The sequence below is a fragment of the Streptomyces sp. NPDC051582 genome (assembly GCF_040681715.1).
Taxonomy (GTDB): Bacteria; Actinomycetota; Actinomycetes; order Streptomycetales; family Streptomycetaceae; genus Streptomyces.
In genome coordinates this window covers 23,518-42,357 of sequence record NZ_JBFAZJ010000037.1, presented here as the reverse complement: position 1 = coordinate 42,357, position 18,840 = coordinate 23,518, and the positions used below count along the sequence as shown (strand labels likewise).

13 protein-coding genes are annotated in these 18,840 nt (G+C 76.1%); 5 read left to right on the top strand and 8 right to left on the bottom strand.

Going from position 1 to position 18,840, the window contains the following annotated elements:
* The first annotated feature begins 48 nt into the window (after positions 1–48).
* Both AB0M92_RS33730 and AB0M92_RS33725 read left to right on the top strand, forming a co-directional pair.
* Positions 49–609 carry an HAD domain-containing protein gene (locus AB0M92_RS33730; RefSeq protein WP_366106163.1) on the top strand — a complete coding sequence of 187 codons (561 nt, stop codon included), beginning with the start codon at positions 49–51 and terminating at the stop codon, positions 607–609.
* Complete coding sequence (locus AB0M92_RS33725) at positions 606–968, top strand: hypothetical protein (protein ID WP_366106162.1); 363 nt, start codon at positions 606–608, stop codon at positions 966–968. Before AB0M92_RS33730 ends, AB0M92_RS33725 begins: the two co-directional genes overlap by 4 nt.
* Here AB0M92_RS33725 and AB0M92_RS33720 read toward each other — a convergent pair.
* The 5 genes from AB0M92_RS33720 to AB0M92_RS33700 form a co-directional block, all read right to left on the bottom strand.
* The gene (locus tag AB0M92_RS33720) at positions 965–2,926 is read right to left on the bottom strand and encodes a hypothetical protein (protein ID WP_366106161.1); all 1,962 of its coding nucleotides are present in this window, start codon (positions 2,924–2,926) and stop codon (positions 965–967) included. The genes AB0M92_RS33725 and AB0M92_RS33720 overlap by 4 nt on opposite strands.
* Complete coding sequence (locus tag AB0M92_RS33715) at positions 2,923–6,735, bottom strand: DUF5682 family protein (protein ID WP_366106160.1); 3,813 nt, start codon at positions 6,733–6,735, stop codon at positions 2,923–2,925. Before AB0M92_RS33715 ends, AB0M92_RS33720 begins: the two co-directional genes overlap by 4 nt.
* Positions 6,732–7,898 (bottom strand): AAA family ATPase, encoded by a 1,167-nt coding sequence (locus AB0M92_RS33710; protein ID WP_366106159.1) that lies wholly within the window; start codon positions 7,896–7,898, stop codon positions 6,732–6,734. Before AB0M92_RS33710 ends, AB0M92_RS33715 begins: the two co-directional genes overlap by 4 nt.
* A 106-nt stretch (positions 7,899–8,004) precedes the next feature.
* The gene (locus tag AB0M92_RS33705; protein WP_366106158.1) at positions 8,005–12,990 is read right to left on the bottom strand and encodes a DNA-binding protein; all 4,986 of its coding nucleotides are present in this window, start codon (positions 12,988–12,990) and stop codon (positions 8,005–8,007) included.
* Positions 12,987–13,856, bottom strand: coding sequence for a DUF4132 domain-containing protein (locus tag AB0M92_RS33700; RefSeq protein WP_366106157.1), 870 nt, complete (start codon positions 13,854–13,856; stop codon positions 12,987–12,989). The genes AB0M92_RS33705 and AB0M92_RS33700 overlap by 4 nt, the downstream gene beginning before the upstream one ends.
* Before the next feature lie 259 nt (positions 13,857–14,115).
* Between AB0M92_RS33700 and AB0M92_RS33695 the strand changes: the two genes are divergently transcribed.
* From AB0M92_RS33695 to AB0M92_RS33685, 3 genes are all read left to right on the top strand, one after another.
* Positions 14,116–14,841 (top strand): HNH endonuclease family protein, encoded by a 726-nt coding sequence (locus AB0M92_RS33695; RefSeq protein WP_366106156.1) that lies wholly within the window; start codon positions 14,116–14,118, stop codon positions 14,839–14,841.
* Entirely contained in the window at positions 14,838–15,140 is a 303-nt protein-coding gene (locus AB0M92_RS33690; RefSeq protein ID WP_366106155.1) for a hypothetical protein, read from the top strand. The genes AB0M92_RS33695 and AB0M92_RS33690 overlap by 4 nt, the downstream gene beginning before the upstream one ends.
* Positions 15,141–15,219: 79 nt before the next feature.
* Entirely contained in the window at positions 15,220–15,867 is a 648-nt protein-coding gene (locus AB0M92_RS33685; protein ID WP_366106154.1) for a hypothetical protein, read from the top strand.
* Between the two features lie 55 nt (positions 15,868–15,922).
* Here the strand turns inward: AB0M92_RS33685 and AB0M92_RS33680 are convergent, their stop codons facing one another.
* From AB0M92_RS33680 to AB0M92_RS33670, 3 genes are all read right to left on the bottom strand, one after another.
* Entirely contained in the window at positions 15,923–16,456 is a 534-nt protein-coding gene (locus AB0M92_RS33680; protein WP_366106153.1) for a GNAT family N-acetyltransferase, read from the bottom strand.
* Positions 16,457–16,545: 89 nt separating this feature from the next.
* Complete coding sequence (locus AB0M92_RS33675) at positions 16,546–17,730, bottom strand: alpha/beta hydrolase (protein WP_366106152.1); 1,185 nt, start codon at positions 17,728–17,730, stop codon at positions 16,546–16,548.
* Between the two features lie 99 nt (positions 17,731–17,829).
* Complete coding sequence (locus AB0M92_RS33670; RefSeq protein ID WP_366106151.1) at positions 17,830–18,822, bottom strand: 2-oxoglutarate and iron-dependent oxygenase domain-containing protein; 993 nt, start codon at positions 18,820–18,822, stop codon at positions 17,830–17,832.
* Positions 18,823–18,840: the final 18 nt, after the last annotated feature.

Here is an 18,840-nt window from a genome sequence, read left to right as displayed (position 1 = left end):
AGGGAATCGAAGGGCCCGCGGTTCCACCCCGGGGGTTACGGTGCCGCCATGACCAGCCCGACGCGGCAACCCGTTCCCGGCCCCCTTCCCCTTGCCCTCCCCCTCCTCTTCCTCGACGTCGACGGACCGCTCATCCCGTTCGGGGCCACCTCCCGGGACCTCCCGGACGGCTACCCGACGTACGGCACACGACCCGACGCGAACCCCCTCCTCGCACGGCTCGATCCCGCTCTCGGACCCCGCCTCCTGGCGCTGCCGTGCGAACTGGTCTGGGCCACGACCTGGATGGCCGACGCGAACGCGTGGGTCGCGCCGCGGATGGGACTGCCGGACCTGCCGGTGATGGCCTGGCCGGACCCGTCCGAGGAGGAGGACCGGACGGGGACCCACTGGAAGACCCGCCCCCTGGTCGAGTACGCCGCCGGCCGCCCCTTCGCCTGGGTGGACGACGAGATCGCTCCCGCCGACCGCACCTGGGTCCGCGCACACCACCCGGGCCGGGCCCTGCTCCACCGCGTCGATCCCCGCTTCGGCCTCACCCCGGCAGACTTCACCACGCTCGCCACCTGGCTCCGTGGCCGCTCGCTCCCCCAGGAGGCCACCCCATGACGCCCGTCCCCACCCTGCCCGCGAACGCCACCTGGCACCAGACGGGTTCGCGTGTCTTCTGCCGGGCGGCCCGGGCCGACGGACGCTGGTGGGTCCTACGGCTCAACCACTTCCCCGAGCACCCCCTCTACACCCTGTTCATCGACGCACACGTCATCGGCGACATCGATGACGTCCCGGACGCCTGGCACCTGCCGGACCACGCCGCAGCTCCCGCGCTCACCCCGTCCGAGCGTGCCGAGGTGCTCGGCCTCATGGCCGGCCTCGGTCCGTACGGAGCCGAGGCCGGCCTCCCGTGCGACGGCGACTGGTGCACCTGCGACATCCTCACCGACGAGTACGCGGCGCGGCAGGCCTAAAGGGCCCCGCCCTCTCCCCAGGCCCAGGACGCCGCCACCAGGGAGCGTTCCGCCGCGGCCAGGTGGGTCGAGGCGGCCAGCCAGGCCCGGGCGTAACCGTCGGGCGAAGGGTCGGTCAGGCGGCCGAAGACGTCGCGGGGACGGCGGTCCGCCTCGGCGGCGAGGGCCGTGGCGAGTTCCGCCGCCGCGGTGAACCCGGCGCGGCGCAGCGGGGCGTACGCGGTGCGGGGTGCGGCGGTACGGGCCGCCTCGGCGACGGCGCGGCGGCCGCCCGCGACCCCGGTTTCGAGCAGTCGGCGTACCCGCCACAACGGTGAGTCGGCCAGGACGTCCGGCCCTTCGGCGGCCGAAGGCGCAGCCGCCGTACCGGGTGGGAAGTGACTGCCCTGGAGCACGTCGTAGCCGAGGTCGGCCCGGCCCAGCCATTCCTCGGGCAGGCGCAGGGTGTACTCCGCGCCGGGGACCGGGCCGACCGCCAGCGGGCGCAGCGTCGCGGCGCGGTCCAGGTCCGGCCGGCCCAGGACGCGGAGCAGCAGCCCCGGGTGGGCGGCGATGCGGCGCAGGTTGGCCGTGTGCGGCAGCTCGGGGTGGGGGTGGGCGGCGCGCAGCCGCAGCAGGGGCGCGTCCGCCCGTACCTCCCGGACCAGCAGGTCCTCCCCGGCCGCGCCGACGACCATGACCTCGCAGCCGAGCAGGGCCGGTTCGGCTCCCTCCGGGGCGGCGTCCCGGTCCGCCAGCCGGGCGGCCACGGCCTCGGCCGCCGGGCGGTCGAAGAGCGCGGCGGCCGGCTCCTCGGTCCACGGGACGCCGCGCAGCGGGGTCGCCTGGACCCCGCGTCCGGAGCCGAGACGGCCGTCGGCGGAGACCGTGGCCCCGGAGATGCGCAGCCCCCCGCGCGCGAGGCCCGCGTGGTCGAGGGCGGCTCCGCCGAGCGCCACGGAGGCGGATCCGGCGCCGCGGGCGCGGGCCGGGCCGCCGGGGCGGACGTCGGAGACGCAGTAGCGGGCGCCGTCCGCGGCGAGCAGGTGGGTGACCACTCCCCCGTACCCGGTGGCCGAGAGGACCGGCTCCCGGCACAGGCCGTACACCCGCAGGCTGCCGCCGGGTTGGTAGGCGCGGCGGACGGTGCCGGTCAGCGCGGGTCCGGCCGTACCGGAGGCCAGCTGTCCGGTGGTGTGGAGGAGCTCGCGGAAGGCTCCGGTGAGGTCGGACAGCCGGTGGCCGCCGCTGCGCTCCCGGGCGGCGCGCAGGCCGCGTACGACGCGCAGGGTGGCTGCCTCTGCGCGGGGCAGCCCTGCGAGCCGGGCGGTGTGCGCGGCCCGCAGCAGCTCGGCCTGGACCACCGCACCAGCGGCCGTGACCCCGGCGGCCAGCGCCTCGGCGGCGGCCCGCCAGAGCGCGGCGGCGGCGCGGCGCTGGGCCACGGTCAGGGCCTCGGGCGCGGGCCCGGCCCCTTCCCCCGGGGAGCCCCCGGACCCGGACCCGGACCCGGCCTCCGACCCTGATCCGGGCTCGGACGCGGACGCGGACGCGGTCCCCGGCGCGGAACCGGCCTCGGCTGCCGCCCCGGAGCCGAGCTCCGGGGCGGCCCCGGACCCCACCCCGGGGGCCGGAACGGCTTCGGGGTGCGGCGCGGCCGAGTCCGCCGGGTCGGCCAGGGGGGCCGCGCCCAGGACTGCCGCCCGGTGCAGGCAGCGCGGGGCCAACAGGCACGTACACGTGGCCTGTCCGGCCGCGGTCACCGCGCCGCTCGGACCCGGCCGCAGCGTGACGAGCGCGTCCTCGCCGAAGCGAACGGCCACCTCCCCGTCCTCCCCCGGGCGCGCTCGCGCCGCGCAGCCCTGAATGGCCGCGTCCAGCTTCTTGCGCAGCCGGGCCGTGAGGTGCTCGACGGCCTCGGCGAGGACCTCGGGGGCCACCGGCGGCAGGTTCGACTCGGTACTCGGCTCACTGCTCATCGGGATTCTCCACGGAGGCGGTCGCCCACCCAGCGGGCGAGGGCGAGCGGACTGAGGGCGGCCACCGGCATGCCGGCCGCCACGAGCTGCCGGGCGACCGGGACCGAGTACCGCGGCGCGCCCGCGTCGTCGAGCGCGGCGCAGCCCAGCAGATGGGCGCCGGACGCGGCCAGCGCGCGGACCTCCCCGAGGAGCCCGCCGATCGGCGCGCCCTCCTCGAAGTCGCTGACCACGACGACGAGCGTGCGGCTCGGCACGGTGATCAGGGAGCGGGCGTGCGCCAGACCCGCGGCGATGTGCGTACCGCCTCCGACGCGAACCTCCAGCAGCAGCGAGAGCGGGTCCTCGACCCGGTCGGTGAGGTCGACGACCTGCGTGGAGAAGGCCAGGAAGTGGGTGGACAGGGTCGGCACACCGCCGAGGACGGCGGCGGTGAGGGCCGACCAGATGACCGAGGCCTCCATGGAACCGGAGACGTCGACCACCAGGATCAGCCGCCAGTCCGCCTCGCGGCTGACCCGGGTGCTGAACACAGGCCGTTCCGGGACCACCACGACCCGGCCGTCGCCGAGGCGGCGCGTGTGCGCGAGGTTCGCGCGCAGGGTCCGGGCCAGGTCGAGCCCGCCTCCGGGGCGGCGCGTGGGACGCGGGGTGGCGAGGCCCGAGAGCGCCGGGCGCAGCCGGGTGGCGAGCTCCTTGGCGAGCTCGTCGACCAGCCGCTTGACCAGGGGCCGCAGCCGTCCCAGTTGGGCCTCCGGCATACCGCCGGCCAGCGACAGCACCGAGCTGAGCAGTTCCACGGAGGGGCGGACGGCCGCCGGGTCCAGCTGGCCCAGCACGTCGGCGCGGCCCGCGTCGGCCGCGTCGGCGAGCACCTCCTCGCGCACGTCGGCGCCGAAGAGCGATTCGAGCTCCTGCGACCATTCGCGGGCCGTGGGGAACGAGGCCTCCTGCCCACCGCCGCCGCCCCGGCCGCCGTCGAGGTCGCCGGAGCCCTCGCCGCGGCCGTGGCCGTACAGCTCGTCGAGCGCGTGGGCGTAGCGCCGCGCCCCGGCGGCGAGCCGGTCGCTCCGGCGGCCGAGCAGCAGGCGCCAGCGGTCGGCGGGGGCCAGCCGGTCACCGTCCCGCCGCAGGGGCGAGGTTGTGGGGGCGGGCGGTACGGATGGCTCCGGCTCGGGGCCGGGCTCGGGGTCGGAGCCGGGCTCGGGGTCGGAGCCGGGCTCGGGATCCGCAGGGGGCGCCTCGCCGAGCGGCAGCGCCTCAAGGGCCTTGAGCGCGGCGGCGCCCGCGGCGTCCGCGGCGGCCCACAGGGCGAGCAGTGCGGGCGGCGCGTCGAGGGACAGGTCGAGGCGGTCGCCGAGCCGCTCGGTGACGGTGTCCAGCAGCCGGTCGCGGGCGGCCGGGGCCAGTACGTCGAAGCCGCCGCGCAGGGCCGGGAGCCGGTCCAGGAACTCTTTGTCGGCGAGGCCGTCGATCCGGTCCAGGACCGGGGTGAGGGCGGCGGCGGAGGACTGGAGCAGCGGTCCGGCGGCGGCCAGGACCCCGCCGAGACGGCGGGCGAGGGAGCGCCGGCCGTCCGGGGTCGTGGCGCCGTCGATCCACCCGGCGGCCCGGTCGCCCAGGCCGGCGGCCGGGTCGAGATCGAGGAGGACGCGTACGGCCGATGCGGCGCCTTGCATCAACGGGGACGCGGTGGCGGCCAGTTCCGCCAGGGTGGCGTCCATCCTCAGGCCCAGGTGCAGGGTGGCGGCCCGGTCGGCGAGGGCCACGAGGGCGCGTGCGTCGGCGGGGTCCTCGCTGCCCGCGAGCCCGGGCAGGGACCGTACGGCGGCTTCGAGCAGCCGGCCGGTGAGGGCGGCCGCGGCGGCGCGGGACCCCTCGGAGGTGCCGGGCAGGTGTCCGCGCGCGAGGCCTTCCAACAGGTCCAGCGATGCGAGGAGTTCGGGCAGGGTGGCGGTCTGCGGAAGGACCTCGGCGGCCTCCTCCAGCCGTACGCCGACCAGTTCGGGCAGATCACACCGCGCGGCCGCGGCCAGGCCGGTGAGGATCTGGGCCGGGGTCGGACCGCCTTCGGCGGCGGCCCGCCGGGCGGTCTCCCGCAGGGTCCCGGCGGCGGCCTGTGCGGCGGTGACCCCGCGGACCCCGGCCAGGTCGAGGCGGGCCGGGACGGAAGGCGTCCAGGTCAGCCGCCACTTGGCGCCGAGGGCGGTGCCGTCGCCGGTGGCGGCCACGTCGAGGGGTTCCCCGTACCCGGCCCCGCAGACGGCCAGCCGCTGGAGCAGGACCTCGCGGCGGCCGTCGAGCGGGGAGCGGAGCGGGTCGAGGCGGACCTCGCGGGAGGCGGGGTCCTCGGGGCCGGGCAGCCGCAGCTCCGCGAGCTCGGCCTCGACGGAGGGGCCGAGTCCGGAGCGCGGGGCGTGCGGGGTGATCCGGCCGCGGCCGGTGCCCACGAGCACGGCCTCCAGCGCCCGGGCCAACGCCCTTCCCCGGCCGAGGGGTTCGCCCTGGCCGAGCACGGTGGTGACGGCTTCGAGGAGCTCGCCCCGGCCGGGCGCGGGCAGCCCGCGCAGGACGGCCAGGTCGCAGGCCAGCCGCAGGGTCTCGGCGGCCTCGCCGGTCCCTGCGGTGTGGCCGGCGCGGCGCAGCTCGCGGCAGATCCCGGTGAGGGCGACGGACGCGGCGTCACGCACGCGCCCGGCATCCCCACCGGCCCGGAACACGGCTTGCTGCCACAGCGGATCCCGGATCCCGGCGGGGTAGCCGGAGCGGGAGTCCAGCAGATCGAACGAGTAGGGCACGAGGGAAGTCACCGGGCCGCCTGCACCGGCCGCGGAAGCGGGGCCGGACACGGCCGAGGCAGCGGCACCGGATGCGGCACCGGCGCTGGATGCCGATTCGGATTCGGATTCGGATTCGGATTCGGATTCGGATTCGGATTCGGCACGAGCCCCGGAGCCCCGCGCCTGCTCCGCGGCCCCGCCACGAACGCCGGCCCCGGCCGCCCCGGTACCGTCGGCCGCGGCCGGGCCGGTGGCGGGCTCGCCGAGGAGGGCCGGGGCGTGGAACGCGCCCATGAGGGCGGCGACCCGTCGGCCGTCCGAGGCCGCGGCGTCGATGACCGCCCGCATGTGGGCCTCGCGGGCCAGGTCGGACGCCGGGACCGGACCGTCCTGGCGCAGGGCCCAGCCCACGCCGAGGGCGGCCCGCCGCACGGCCTCCGGGTCACAGCCGGGGGCCAGTACCTCCACGGCCCGGTCCCAGAGGTCGTCGCCGTCGCGCCCGGTGCCGGACGCGGCCAGCGCCCGGGCGTACGAACGGCGGCCGGGCGGAGCCGGGTCCCCGGACCGGGCCGCGGCCCATCCGGCGTCGGCCAGCGGGAGGTCGCAGCAACGGACCTCCGCCCCACGCTCACGAGCCCAGCGGATCGCCGCCAGCTCCGGCGAGAAGTCCGCGAACGGGTAGAACGCGAGCCCGCCCTCCCGCCCCGTGCCCGCCAGGGCGACGGGGGCGAGGGTCTCGGGGTCCGCCAAGTGCTCCAGCCACGGCTGGAAGTCGGTCGGCAGCTCGATGCAGACCACCTCCGCCTCCGAGGCGTCCAGGAGCGCCGGCACCACCGCCGCCACCGCCGGGCTGTGGTGCCGTACGCCCAGCAGGTACGGCGCCCTCGACCGGGCGAGCGCCTCGACGGCGATCCGCGGATCGGCCCCGGTCCCGGGTGTCCGCGCGGCCGGGGCCGCCGCACCGCCGGCATCCGCCTTCGCGCCGGCCGCCGGGCCGACGGGATCCGTGAGGGCGGCGGGCGCCTTCATCGGAGGTTCCCGCGGAGGTCCCACAGGCGGCGCCACATCGCCGAGCCGTCCTCAGCGCGACGGCGGACCGGGCCGTCCCAGTACCCGAGCAGGCGGCCGTGGTCGGCGGGGTCGTCCTTGCGGACCACGCCCAGCAGGTGCCCCGGCAGCAGGTCCAGCACGTCACCGCCCGGCAGGTACGCCGCGGCCACGCCCAGCGAGGCCGCCACCTGGACCGCCTCGGCGGTGGACATGACCGTGCCGGGCCGCTCCACGTCCCAGCCCTCCGCCGAGCGCCCCGACCGCAGATCCCGGAAGACCGTGACCAGCGCGTCGAGCACCGCGTCGTCCACTGCGAACGCCGCGCCCGCCCGTTGCACCGCCGCCACCGCCTGTCGGCGGATCAGCGTGGCCTCCGCGTCCGCGTCCGCGATCGGCGCGACCGTCTCGAAGTTGAAGCGCCGCTTGAGGGCGGCGGACATCTCGGAGACCCCGCGGTCCCGCAGGTTGGCGGTGGCGATGACCGTGAACCCGGGGGCCGCGGGGACCACCGCGTCCTCGGTGGCGGTCAGTTCGGGCACGCTCACCCGCCGGTCGGACAGGATCGACACCAGCGCGTCCTGCACCTCGGGCAGGCAGCGGGTGATCTCCTCCACCCGGACCACCCGCCCGGTCCGCATGGCGGACAGCACCGGGGAGTCGACGAGCGCCTGGGAGGTCGGACCCTGGGCGAGCAGCAGGGCGTAGTTCCAGCCGTACCGGAAGGCGTCCTCCGTGGTGCCGGCCGTGCCCTGCACGGTGAGCGCGCTGGTGCCGCAGACGGCGGCGGCCAGCAGCTCGGACAGCATCGACTTCGCGGTGCCGGGTTCGCCGGTGAGGAGCAGGCCGCGCTCCCCGGCGAGGGTGACGACGCAGCGCTCGACCAGCGCCCTTTCGCCGACGAACTTGGGGGCGATCACGAGCTTGGCCGGGAGCCCGGCGCGGCGGCGGCCCGCGATGGCCAGTTCCGCGCCCTCGCTGCCGCACACGAAGGTGACGACGGCGCGCGGGGTGAGCGCCCAGCCGGGCGGGCGGGGGCCGGTGTCCTGGGCGGCGAGGAAGGCGAGTTCGTCGGCGTACCGCTCCTCGGCGGGCAGCGACTGCCGGGCCGGGGAGCTCTGGACGGGTGTGTCGGTCACGGTCATGGCGTGGTGTTTCCTTCGCGAGATGTGCAGGTCGGCTACGGCGGTACGGGTGCCGGGCCGCGCGGCGCCCCCCGGGAGGCGGGGGGCGCCGCGGCCGGCTCGGGCGTCAGCGGCGGCGTGCGCGCGTCCGCTTGACCTTCAGGGCCTCGAAGCGCGGTACGTCGCCCTCGCGGACCCGCTGCCAGGCCCGTCGGTAGAGGTCCGCGGCCGGCTCGTCCGGCACCAGCACTCCCAGCACCGGCCGCCCGCCCGGGGCCAGCCCGTACATCGGCAGTTTCCACGTCTCCACCGGCAGCACCGGCGAGGACATCTCCGCCCAGCCGCCCGGCAGGAACAGCGAGCGCCCGGCCCGGGTGCGCGAGGCCGTCACCACGAGCTCGGTGGCGGCCAGTTCGGCGCGGGCGGCCTTCAGCCGGGCCGGCTTCCAGCCCGTCCAGCGGGCCACGTTGCGGTCGGTCGGGTCGGGCATGGCGAGGAGCGCCAGGTACACGGCGGCCGCGTCCGCGCCCAGCCCGTGCGCCTCGGACACCTCCGCCACCAGCTCGGGCACCGAGCGGCTCGGGTCCTGCGGCCACCACGTGCCGTCCTTGTCGACGGCCCCCGCCGCCGGCGCGCCCGGGTCCGCCAGCAGGCCGGCGAAGCGCGGCTCGTGTACGGCCCTCAGCGCCGTCTCCACCGAGGAGGGCTGCTGGTCGTCGCCGCGCAGTGCGGGCAGGTACGGGTCGGAGCCGGTCGAGTCGAGCAGGGCCGTGCGCAGGGCGGGCTTGGGCCGGTCGTCGTGGGTGGCCATGACCACCGCGCCGTACCGCTCGTACCCCTCGCCCGTCTCGGTCGGCGTGCCCGCGGCCTTGCGGAAGTCGGGCAGGTCGGTGAAGTGCCCGATGCTGAGCATCAGTCCGGGCGCGGCCAGCCGCTGTCGTACGGCGGTCAGGGCGGGCGGCAGCGCGGCGCGCAGGGGGTCACCGGCGGGCAGCCGGTGGGCCGTCCAGGCCGTCAGGGTCAGGGCGCCGGTCAGGACGATCGGGGTGAACGGCTCGGCGGCCGGCTCGGTGGGCTCGACGTGGTCCCCCTTGACCTCCCAGGCGACGTCGACGCTCAGGGCGGGCGACTGGGCCGGGCCGAAGATCGCGGCCAGCGCCCGGTGCGTGGACCAGCCGGTGTTCACGGCACGGGTGGCCTCGGCGAGCAGCCACTCGGGCACGGGCGTACGCCGGCCCACGCGAGCGTTCCACACCTGCGCGGCGGCGGCCACGTCCGGGCCCTCGGTCCACAGCCGCGCCGGGTCGGCGGGCAGCAGCGCGGCGACGGCCTCGCGCCGCACCTCGATCTGGAGGCTCCTGAGCTCGGACCGGGCGTGCTTCGCGTCGGCCGCCTTGACGCCCAGCGCGGTGCGCAGTTCGGCCGGCAGGAAATGGTGCTGGTAGCTGTCGATGTTGGGCAGGCCGGCCAGCAGCAGCCGCGCGAGGGTAGCGGACACGCCCGTGAGCCGGGCGAACTCCTCGGCCGCTTCCGGGAAGAACGGCACCGGACCGCGCTCCGCGGCCTCGGTCAGGAAGGCCGCCAGCCAGCCGGGGCCGCGCTCCCGGTCGCCGAGCGGGGCGTCTCCGCGCACGGTGTAGGGGCCGGGCACGGTGAAGCGGCCGGCCGGGTCGTACAGCAGTGCACCGAACTCGTGTCCGTCGGGCACGGACGCGTTGTGCTCGGTGAGGCCGAGGACGGCTCCGCCGCCCAGCGGGAGCAGGCTGCGGTGCGAGGTGTCGCGCTCGATGCCGTCGGAGGTGCGCAGGTGGCGCTGGTCGAGGTGGACCAGGACCCGGCGCCAGCGGTCCGCGGAGCCCTCGGCCGAGTCCAGCCCGAGCGCGTCCACCCGGCCGAGCAGGGCGCACAGGGCGGTCCGGTGCTCCTCGGTGGTACCGGCGGCGACGGCCCGGTACGCGATCGCCGCGGGCTGGTCCAGCAGCTGTGTGAACGGGAGGGCGGAGTACGGCAGTCCGGGGACGTCGAAGTGGAGCCTGCCGGGCACGGCGGCGGCTTCGGTTTCGGCGGCCGCCCGGACCAGCCCGTCCAGGTAGCGGTGGGCGACGTCGCTCTGGGCGCCCCAGCGGTAGTACCCGGTGCCGACGAGCCCCCGCAGCGCCTCGGCGATCAGTTCGTCGGTGGGGCCTTGCGGCTCCCGGTCACCGGCGCCCGAGTCGGGGTCCAGCCGGGCGGCGACCCCGTCCAGCGCCTCCTGCTGGGTGAGGGCGAAGCGCAGCGCCTCGACGATGCCCCCGATCAGCTGCGGGGCGGTGATCTGCGGCAGCGCCGCGCGGACCAGTCCGGGCAGGTCGGTGGCCGCTTCGGCGGCGGCGGCCGCCTTGAGCAGGACGCCGATCGAGGCGCCGTCGGCGGCGCGCAGGGCGGCCGAGGCCTGCGGGTCGCGCGGGCGCAGTGCGTACCAGAAGGGCAGCGGCGGGAGTTCGACGCCGCCGGTGGAGAAGGCGGCGGTGCGGTGGTCGCTGCGCGACCGGGCGGTGACCACGCCTTCCGGATCGCTGATGCTCAGCTCGCGCCAGCGGTGGCTGAGCGTGCGCGGCCGCTCGTCGCCGGGGAAGGTGAGCGCGGCGACGGGCATCTCGGAGCCCTCGGGCACGCCGACCCGGCGGCCGCCGGTGTCGGAGGCCTCCCAGCCCTGCCCGGGGACGCGCACGATCCGCCAGCCGAGCAGGCCGTCCGCGGGAGCGCCGAGGACGGAGCCCTCGACGGCGGGCGCGGGCCGCAGCCAGCAGGACTGGGTGGGGACGGTGTTGCCGTTGCCGGGGTGCGCGGTCAGTGCGTCGGCGAGGAAGCCGGGCACGGAGAACCGGCCGAGGGATCCGCCGGCCGGGTCGTACTCGCGCCAGCCGCCCTCGTGCTCCTGGTCGCGGTGCTGCCACACCCAGTACGAGGTCCCGTCGGACAGCAGCCGCCGCTCGCCGGGCAGTTTGGTGTCCCCGGCGTGCAGGACCCCGCCGCCGGTGGCGCGGCCGCCGCCCGGCAGGGGCAGGCTGATGTCCTCGGAGCGCAGGTTCCAGTAGCCGCCGGCGATGTCGACGGTGAAGACGTTGCCGGGGTCGGTGTGCCAGTAGCCCTTGATGTCCCCGGTGCCGTACTGGCCCCAGAAGACGAGCAGTTCGCCGTCGACGTAGTGGAATCCGTACCGGCGCGCGTTGCTGCTCGCCGCCCGCAGGTCGTGGGTGAGCACGGTGGCGTCGGCGTCGATGACGCGAACCTGCTGGGCGTTGGCGACGATCAGGTGGGGCCAGGCCTCGAAGACGGTCAGGTCGCTCCCGCTCCGGCCGGCCGGCGTCATCTCGGCGACGGCGCTCTCCCACGCGGGCCAGGAGAGTTCCTCGAAGAGCCCGGTGCGCAGGGTGCGGGCGAGGGTTTCGCCGAGGTCTGCGGCGGCCGCGGCGGCCACCTCCGCACGGGCGAGTTCGAGCGCTTCGGCGGGCAGCCAGGTCAGCCGGCGGATGGCGTCGGGCAGTCCGGGCAGCCCGGCGGCGGTGGAGGCCGCGGCCACCTCGTGCATCCATTCGGTGAGCATCGGGCGGCCTCCGGGCGCGGCGGCGAGCAGGCGCACGACCTCCACCGCGTGGGCATCACCGCCCAAGGCGTACGCGGCGCGCCGGAAGGCGGGCCGGAAGCGCTGGTCGGCGGCGATGGCGAGGAGGTCGCGCCGCTGGTCGCAGCGCGCCCAGTCGACCAGGTTCAGCTGATCGCGGCGTCGGCGGGAGTCGGAATCGGGCTCGGGGTCGGTGACCGGGACGTCCAGGGAGAGCAGCAGGTCCAGCAGGTCGGCGTCCTCGACGCCCACCTTCAGGCCCGCCTCGCGGCCGGGCCCGGCGAGCTCGGCCCGCGCGGCCAGTTCGGCCCGCAGCCGGTCGGCGGCGCGGGTGACGAGGTCGAGCAGCGCGGGCAGCGTGGGGCGCAGGCCCCAGCCGGTGTGCCGGGCGGCGTGGAAGCGCTCCAGCCAGCCGGCGGCGCCGTCGGAGCAGCGCTGCTCGGCGGGCAGGTCGGCGCTGACCAGCCCGGCGGTGGCGCCGGATTCCTCCAGCAGGCCGAGCCACAGCTCGGGGAGCTCGCCGTCCCCGCCGCCGGGCGGCATCAGGCCGAGCAGGGTGCCCCGTACGGCCGGCACCCGGCGGGCCAGCGCGACGAGCGCGGTGCGGTGGGCCTTCCACCAGCCGTACGCGGCGCGCAGCGTGGCGGGCAGCGGGAGCAGTTCGGCCAGGTACTCCTGCTCGGCCTCGGTGCCGGTCAGTCCGGCGGCGCGGGCGAGGCGGCGCAGTTCGGTCGCGGCCTGTGCGGAGGGCGGCAGTCCGCCCGCCGTGCGGCGCACGCACAGGCGGCGGAAGCGCATCAGGGCCTCGGCGGGGCCGACGCGGGCGGACAGTTCCTTGGCGTAGCCGGTGAGCACCTTCACCGGGAGGGCGCCGACCAGGGCGAATTCGAGGAACACCGCGTCGAGGCGGTCCTCGTCGACGGCCAGGCCGTGCTGTGCCTCGCTGGTGCGGGCGCGGCCGAACAGCTGGGCGGCGTACGTGGTGTTCTCGACGGCGAGGAAGACGCGGGCGGCCTGCTCGTAGAAGACGGGCAGGAAGTGCGGGACGGCGGCGCCGAGCCGGCCGGCCAGTTCGTGGCAGGCGTCGAGGGCGGCCTTGGGCTTGGTCTTGGCCGTACGGGCGAGCCGGTCGAGCTCGGGGACCACGGCGAGGGCGTGGTGTCCGTCCTGCGGGTGGTGGACGAGGACCCATTCGGGGAAGCCGAGGGCCTGGCGCTGGCCGAGGCCGACCACGGGCGGCGCGCCCTCGGCCTCGTCGGGCACGAGCCCGAGGAATCCGGCGGCGAGGTCCTCGGCCGGACCCAGTTCGGCGGCGGCGAGCCGGACGACGACGCGGTCGTCGGGCAGGGCGGGGTGGCGGTAGGTGCGCGCGGTCAGGTCGACCGCCGAGGGACCCGCGCCCTCGGTGCCGTTCGGCAGCACGGCGCCCGACTTGAGCAGCAGTTCGGCGGTTTCCGCCACCGTGTCCGCCGTGTCCGCCGTGCCCGTCGTGTTGGTGGTGGTGCTCATCGCGCGTCCCCGCCCTCTTCGATCTTGCGCCCCGCGTACAGTGCCGCGGCCATCCGCATTCCCTCGGACCAGGCGACCGGTCCGACCTCCGTCAGCCGCACCGCCCGGCCGTTCTCGTCGTGCCAGCTCAGCGCGCCGGTGCTCGTCTCGTCCTCGTAGTACGGCTCGCCGATCCAGACGGCCGCCTCCGTGCCCCGGCCGGTGTCGCGGACCTTGCAGGTCGCGTAGCCGCCGGAGACCCGGTACCCGAGGCCGGTCGCCCTCGCGGCCAGGCCGAACCGGCTCGCGAAGACCCCGCCCGCGTAGTCCCGCACCTCGGTGGCGGTGGCGGCCAGCCCTTCGGGCTTCTCCCAGGTCGGCCGGTGGATCTGCTCGACGCGCTGCACGATGCCGAGTTCGGCCGCGAAGTCCCGCACGTCGTCGAGGTCGGGCAGCAGCACCGGGTGCGGCAGGGTCACCGTGAGCGGGGAGAGCCGTACGGTCTCGCCGTCGAGGTTGACCACCTTGAGCTCACCGCCGGCGGTGGCGTCCCGCAGGAAGCCCACCTCGTCCGGATCCTCGCCGACGACGGCGATGTCGCGCAGCGCGCTCTGCCAGGCCTCGTCCGGCCAGACCCGGGAGAGCAGCGCCGTCGGCACGGGCAGCGAGGACACCATCCAGGTGTCCACCTGGGCGAGGCAGGCGGCCTCGTGCCGGTCCAGCCATTCGGCGAGCCGGCGCAGCCGGTCCACCTCGGGGTGGTCGCGCAGGGCCTTGGGCAGCGTCTTCAACTGCCGTCCCGCCGTGCGCCCGGTGGCGGACCGTGCCGCCACCTTCCCTTCCACCAGGGCGATCTCGTACCCCTCGCCCGCCGCCAGCCATGCCATCAGTACGTGCCCCTCCGCCTGCCCGAAACCCGGATGCGCGCAGCGTCGACCAAGGGGACGAAGCCCCTTTGAGCTGCGGTATGTCGGGAGACTAGCGAGGGTCACTGACAACGCCCGCCGAGGGGCCCCGCAAGACGCCCCGGGGAGCGCACGGCTCGACGGCGGCGGGGCCCGGCGGGCGGGTCGTCCGGTTGAATGTCCGGTTCTGGGTAGTCTTTCCGGGACAGTGTGCGAGGCGGAGCCGGCTCGGGGTGGGTTCATGGGACGTCAGATACGTGTGCGGGGTGCGGCCCTGACGGCGGCGGCGGTGCTGGCCGTGGCCGGGTGCTCGGGCACCGGCACCGCGCCGGGCAAGGACGCGAAGCCGTCGGCGGCCGGTTCGTCGCCTTCCGTTCCGGGCGGCTCGGACGGCAAACCGGCCGCGGGGGACGTGCTGCCCGGCATGGTCGGCGTCGAGGTGGCCCGTACGCAGCTGGCCGCGCTGAAGGTCGCACCGCCCGGGACCATGGCCGGCTACAGCCGGGCCAAGTTCACGCACTGGGCCGAGCAGGGCAACAAGTGCGACACCCGCGAGGTCGTCCTCAAGCGCGACGGCGCGGACGTCAGGCAGGACTCCGAGTGCAAGGCCGTCTCCGGCACCTGGAAGAGCCTGTACGACGGGGCCGTGGTCACCGAGGCCTCGAAGATGGACATCGACCACATCGTGCCGCTCGCCGAGGGCTGGCGCTCGGGCGCGGCCGGCTGGGACGCCGCGCGGCGCAAGGCCTTCGCGAACGATCTGACCCACCCTCAGCTGCTGTCGGTGACGGCGGCCACGAACCGCTCCAAGGGCGACCAGAGCCCCGACCTGTGGCAGCCGCCGGACAAGTCGAGCTGGTGCCAGTACGGGCGGGCCTGGACCACCGTGAAGTCGACGTACGGCCTGACCGTGACGGAAGCGGAGAAGAAGATGCTCACGACGATGCTGGACGGTTGCGCGGCATGACGGGACGAGGGCACACGGCCGGACGACGGCAGTGGTGCGGCGAGGTCCTCGCCGGGCCCGGCGGGGCCATGACGGACGAGGTCGGGGTGATCACCGGCCCGCTGACCCTGCGTACGACGACGCTCCCGGACGACGGCCTGGTCCGGATCGAGGTCCAGTACAACGACGCGGAGGAGTGGTACACCCTGACGGGCAGCCCGGTCCCCGACCGCGGCGACCCGGCGGCCGTCCACGCGGCCGCCCTCGCCGCCGTCCGCACCGGTCACGCCGCCGAAGCCCCGGGCGCGGCCACGTCCTGAGCGGCCGCGGCGGGCCCGGCCGGGTTCCGGCCCCGACCCGCCGCGACGGGCCCGGGCGGTGATCAGCATCATGATCCCCATGACACCGATATCCGCACCGACACCGATCACCGGCATGGACCTCACCGGTTTCACCGAGCGCGAGCAGGGGCTCTGGACCGACGAGCAGGGCCTGATCCTCTCGGTCCACTTCTTCCCGCTGGTCCCGGACCTGCCGGCGCCGCTGCACGACGGCGACCGGCTCCGGCACGGCCTCGCCCGGTCCGTGGCCCGGGCGGGCGGAGGGCTGATCGAGGCCGTCCCCGGCGAGGTGGACTCCGTCCCGGCCGTACGGCAACTGGTCAAGATCCGGCGGCCGAACACCGAGCACGGGCTGGCGTTCCTCGCCTCCTGGACCCTCCCCAAGGCGGCCTGCAGCACGGTGATCAAGGTGCAGGCGGCCGAACAGGGCACGAGCGGGATGCGGGAGGCCCTCGTCGGCGCCCGGGTGGGCCACGAGAACTACTTCCGCCCGCATCCGTACGGGCCGGACGTGTCGGGCGGTCTGCCCTACCACGTCGCCGACCTGGAGGAATGGGACGCGGAGTTCCCCGGGCACCCGCTGACCCTGGTCCGCGGCGCGCTGCGGCGGATCGCCCCGACGGTGGTCCTCGACGAGCGCTTCAAGGCCCTCCCGCCGTTCGGCCCGCCGGCCGCCCCCCGACGCCCGTGGTTCCGGCGGGCCTGACCCTTCGGCCGCCGACGGTCCCCCCGGGCGGTTCCCCGGGGGCGGTTCCCCGGGGTCAGGCCTCGTATTCCGTCAGGTCGATGCTGTGGACCTGGAGGAGGTGGCCGTGCTCCGGGTCCGTCGTGTCGAGGTCCGCCACCATGCCCAGCTTGCGGATCACGTTCTCGGACTCCTCGTGGCCCGACCGGTTGACCGCGATCACCCGGTCGAGGCCGCGGTCCTGAAGGGCGAACTCCAAGGTGGCCTGCGCGGCCTCGGAGGCATAGCCCTGGCCCCAGTACGACCGGCCGAGCCGCCAGCTGATCGCCACGAAGTCCCGTACCTCCGCCGGGGACTGCGCCACGCTCAGGCCGACCGCGCCGATCAGCTCACCCGAGGCCAGCAGCTCGACGGCGAACAGGCCGAAGCCCTCCTCGTCCCACTCCTCCTCCCAGCGCTCGATCTCCTCGGCGGTCTCGTCCAGGTCGAGGGTGGAGCCGTCGCCGATCCAGCGCATCACGTCGGGATCGGCGTTGATCTCCGACAGGGGGACGAGGTCGTCGTCGGTCCAGCGGCGCAGCAGCAGGCGGGGGGTGCGGATCTCGGTCATGCCCCCATCCTGCCGAACAGCGCCGACCAGCGGTAATCGGGTCCGCCCGGGCGGCCGCCGCGGACCCGCTCACCGCTCCCGGCCACGGGTCACGGGGTGTGGAAGCGGACCTCCGGCGCCTCGGGGCCCGGACCGTCGAGCAGCGGCTGCGGGATGCCCTTCAGATGGCGGTCGAAGAAGGCGCCGACGTAGCGGCGGGTCAGGTCGACCGAGCGGGCACCGGGCAGCGGCGACAGCGGGGGCAGCCCCAGCTGGTCGCTCATGGTGGGCCAGTCGGTGAAGGTGAAGTGGTTCGAGGCGTCGAAGGTGATCCAGCGCTTCCAGCCGTCGAGCCGCTTCCAGTTGGGGTCCCAGCTCGCCTCCCCGGTCCCGGTGTTGCCGGGCCGGGACTCCTCCGAGCCGAGCATCAGGAAGGGCCGGCCGCCGAGCCCGCCCGCCGGCACCGGCGAGAACACCCCGCCGTCCATGTCGATCCCGGCGCGGATCCGCGGATCGGCCGCCATGGCGGCGACCGCGGCGGAGCCGCCGATGGAGTGCCCGGCCATCGCGATCCGGCCCGGGTCGATGAGGCCGGCGTTCCGCCAGGCGGGGTGGCGGCCGGTGAGCCGGTCGAGCAGGAAGGACACGTCACGGGCCCGGTTCTCGGCGACCGCCTTGGCGCCCTCCTCGCTGTCGGCCTTCTCGCAGGCCAGGCAGGTCAGGACGCGCCCGCCGGGGAAGGCCGTCCCGGAGGTCTCGTACGCGTGGTCCACGGCGGCGACCACGTACCCGCGGGAGGCGAGCTCCTCCGCGAGGGAGGTGAGGGTGGCGCGAGGGACGGTGAACCCGGGCGACAGGACGATCAGCGGGTACCGGCCGGCCACGGGACGGGCCTCCGAGCGGGCGTGCGACTTGGTCCCCACCAGGCTCTCGACCGCGACGGCCCCGTCCAGCTTCCGGTCGGCCAGCAGCAGCCGGGCCTCCTCGTACGTGAGCCAGGGCCGCACCGGCCCTCCGGTGCCGCGCTGGGCCGGGTAGCGCATGGTCACCATCAGCTCCCGCGGCCCGGACCCCGCCCAGGGGTCGGTCCGGCTGCGGTCCACCAGGTGCAGGGTCTCCTGGCCGACCGCGAACCCGCCGGTGGGACGCGGCAGTTCGGGCAGCACCACCCGGGTGTCCGGCGATGCGGCGGCGGCCGGAGGCCCGGCGGCCGCCGCGGTGCCCGCGGCCGCGAGCGGCAGCGGCAGCAGGAGGGCGAGTAACGCGAGGGATGCGGTGGTTCGGCGTCGGTTCATGACCTCGAACCTACGCAGGAAGCCGTACGTGATCGTCACCTCACAGGAGGAGCCGGGCCTCCCCCTGCGAGGCACCCGGCTCACCCTCCGGGAGGAGCGTCAGGACACGGTGATCGCGTCCAGCTTCGCCCTCAGGTACGTGTGGGAGTCCACGGGTTCGTGCACCACCCGGCCCACCGGCGCGGGCAGGGACTCGACCCGGGTGTGCGGATCGCATTCGTAGAAGTAGACCAGTGAGACGAGCTCCTCGGTGGGGGCGTCGACGGGCGGCGGCAGCACCCGGTGGCGTCCCGCGCGCCAGCGGTCGCCCGTCCAGCGGGCCATCAGGTCGCCGATGTTCACGGTGAGCGCGGCCGGGTCGTACGGGGCGTCCTGCCAGCCGTCGGCGTCGGTGTGGATCTGGAGCCCGCCCGAGCCCGGCTCGCGGTCGAGGACCGTGACCGTCCCGAAGTCCGTGTGCGCCCCGATGCGGAACTGGCCGGGCAGCGGCTCGCCGAGCACCTCCGTGCCCGGGTACCAGTTGAGGTTGAACCCCCAGGTGGGGTGGCCGGTATGGCGGGTGAAGTGGTCGACATCGAGGCCGAGCGCGGTGGCGAGGAGCTCCAGCAGCTCGTCCGACAGGGCCCGCATCCGGGCGATGTACTCGACGACCGGCGGTTGCAGCGCCGGCACCTCGGCCGGCCAGGCGTTCGGCCGGAACCACTCGGCGTCCACGGACGGGTTCCCGGTGGGCTCGTCCGCCGCGCAGGACCAGGACTCCTTGAGGTCGGGCGGCGAGGCGGCCCCTTCCGCGTAGCTGTTGGCCTCGGCGCCCGGACCGAGCCAGCCGCGTCCCCCGACCGCGACCGCGTACGGCTCCTTGGCCTCGGCGGGCTTGCGGAAGAACTCCTTGGCCGCCTCCCGGATCCGCGCGGGCAGCCCCGGATCCACTCCGTGCCCGGTGATCAGCAGGAACCCCGCGGCCTGGAGCGCCTCGTCGACGCGGACGGCGATCCGCTCCCGCGCCCCGGCATCGCCGGAGCGCCACGGTCCGAGGTCGATCACGGGAACCCGGGAACGGGCGGAGGAAGAGGGAATCGGGGAACTCGCCATCAGGGCCTGCCTTCCGAG